The organism is Flavobacterium notoginsengisoli (assembly GCF_042686225.1).
GTDB lineage: Bacteria > Bacteroidota > Bacteroidia > Flavobacteriales > Flavobacteriaceae > Flavobacterium > Flavobacterium notoginsengisoli.
In genome coordinates this window covers 1-3,051 of the sequence record NZ_JBHUOT010000025.1, presented here as the reverse complement: position 1 = coordinate 3,051, position 3,051 = coordinate 1, and the positions used below count along the sequence as shown (strand labels likewise).

Sequence of the window (3,051 nt, the reverse complement as noted above, 5' to 3'; positions counted from 1 at the left end):
TGGTTCCCCTGCTTTGGGTTGAACTGGATTCGATGCCCTTGACCTCGAACGGCAAGCTTGACAGGAAGGGACTTCCCGACCCGGACTCCTCGGAATTGTCCAGCAGGGAATATGTTTCCCCTGGCAATGAAACGGAAGAGAAACTGGCCATCATCTGGCAGGATCTTCTTGGTTTGGACCAGGTTGGGATCTATGACAATTTCTTTGAAATAGGAGGGGATTCAATTATTTCGATTAGATTAATTTCGAAAATAAATGAAACTTTTCATCAACGTATTCAATTAAAGGATCTTTTTAAATATGGAAATATACACAGTTTTTCTGCTTCCGTTTTAGATAAAAGCGGATATGATCCTAAATTAGAACAATCTTATGAAAAAGTTGAATCAGATATATCTACGCTGCGTTTATCTGTAATGAATTCTTTGACAGATCTTGATTCTTTGGAAGATGTTTACCCTATGACCGATGTCCAACAAGGTATGATTATGGAATCATTACTAAAGCCTGGTTTGGCAGTTTTTCATGATCAGATGGTGTTTCCTTTTAAAGATCAATTTTTTGATAATGTTGTATTTCATAAAGCTATTACTTTATTAATTGAAAAACACTCTATATTTCGAACACGTTTTAATATTTCTGATTATGATCAACCCGTTCAGATTGTATATAGAACAGTTTCTTTTGATATAGGACAAACAGACTTAAGTTTATTTAGCAAAGAGGTACAAAAAAAGAGAATTGAAGAATTTCTTGCATCAGAAAGAGAAATTCCTTTTAAAGTTGAAGAAGGATCCTTATATCGTTTTAATATTTTTAATATTGATTCATTTAATAAGATATTTGTATATCAGTTTCATCATGCCATTATGGATGGCTGGAGTGTTGCCTCATTTGTTACCGAACTTCATAAAACTTACTTTGAATTAAAAAAACAAAATGACTATTTACCATCAGTAATTACTTGTAGTCAGCGTGATTTTGTCATTAAAGAGTTGGTCGCCAAGCAAGATGTTGACGCAATCGATTTTTGGAAGAGAGAGTTATCTTCATATAAATATTTGGATGTTTTTTTAGAAGAAACAGAAGTATCATATTATTATAGTAAAAAATATGATCTTTCTTTTTTGGGTAATTTGCGGAAACAGTGTAAAGAATATAATATAACTTTAAAGACGGTATTTTTTGGAGCATATATTTATGCATTGCACATGCTCACTCGTGAAGATGAATTAACAATTGGATTAGTTTCTAATAATCGCCCGCTGATTAAAGATGGAGATAAAGTTTTAGGATGTTTTTTAAATACTTTACCTGTTCGTTACATTTTTCAATCAGATGAAAGTTGGTTATCTTATTTTAAGAGTATTGAAAAGAAGATCGATGACGTAAATCTTTATGGTCATTTAACTTTCTTTGAAATAAAACATCTTGTTGGAATAAATAATGAAGATTCTTTTTTCGATGTATTATTTAATTACATTGATTTTCATGTATATGACGAAATCGCTACGGAAAACACTTTGACAAATAATTTGGCTAATGAAAATATTTATAAAGAGAATTTAAATATAGCTTCTTTTGAGCGAACTAGTTCGAGTTTAAATTTAACGATAAATTTAACTGGAGGAGCTGGAGTTGAATTCGAATATGCTTTGCATAAAGACTTCAAATCAAAAGTTTCCCTAGAGCGCTTTCAGAGCTATATTGATAATACTTTGCATTGTTTTAATGAAAAGATTAATTCTACTGTGAGTATGAATCAAATTTTATCGAAAGTAGAATTTAATCAACTCACAAAAACTTTCAATGATACTTTTTTTTCCTATCCAAAACATACTACAGTAGTTGACTTGTTTTCAGAACAAGTTAGAAAGAATCCTCAGGCTATAGCAGTAATATATGAAAATAAAGAATTAAGTTTTCAAGATTTAGATAAGCTTTCTAACCAACTTGCAAGATATTTATTATCTACTTATGACATACATTCAGAAGGTTTAATTGGAGTTGTTCTAGATCGTAGTGATTGGTTAATTGTTTCATTTCTGGCTATATTGAAAACAGGTGCAGCTTATGTGCCAATAGATATTAATTATCCTGAAAAAAGAAAAGAATATATAAGAAGCGACATAAATAGCCGCATCATTATAGACGATCTGTTACTGAATTCATTTCAAGCAAATAGTTCTAATTTTTCAGATGATTTGCTGGAGGTTACTATAAATGACAATGATTTAGCATATGTCATTTATACTTCTGGGAGCACCGGTAAGCCAAAAGGGGTGATGATTGAGCATAAAAGTATTGTAAATACAATTTTATCGCAAATATCTTCTTTCTCTATTAACAATAATGATAACTGTTTGCAGTTTGCGAGTTCTTCATTTGATGCTTCCATATGGGAAATTTGTATTTCGCTTTTTAGCGGATCTTGTTTATATATTATAGAGGAAGAATCAAAATCAGATACTGGCTTTTTTAAAAATTTCATAATTAGCAATTCGATTACTTTTGCGACTTTACCACCGGCATTCTTGCAATTGTTAGAAGTTGAAGATTTAAAGGGTATAAGAACTTTAGTTACAGCTGGTGAATCGATAGCTTTAAGAATAGCGAAAACATTTTCCAAACACTGTAATTATATTAACGCTTATGGTCCTACTGAGACGAGTATTTGTGCTACTACATTTAATGGGAATATTGGCGACCTTGTTCCTATTGGTAAACCTATTCATAATACGCAGATTTATATTTTGAATGAGTATCACGACCTTCTACCGGTAGGTGTCATAGGAGAATTATGTATTGGAGGTGTGGGTGTGGCCCGAGGTTACCTTAACCAGGAATCCTTGACGGCTGAAAAGTTTGTAAATAACCCCTTCAGGGACGGTGAACGTCTTTACAAGACCGGTGATCTGGCACGCTGGCTTCCTGATGGTAACCTGGAATACATCGGCAGGTCTGATGCCCAGGTTAAGATCCGTGGATACAGGATAGAACTGGGCGAGATCGAGAACGCCCTTTCTCTTATGGACCAGGTGAAGCAGTGCT

1 protein-coding gene is annotated in these 3,051 nt (G+C 33.0%); it reads left to right on the top strand.

Translation table 11 applies throughout. The features are described 5' to 3' along the window. Positions 1 to 3,051: non-ribosomal peptide synthetase (locus ACFS3A_RS26690; protein ID WP_379828771.1), on the top strand; the 3,051-nt coding region annotated here is incomplete at both ends.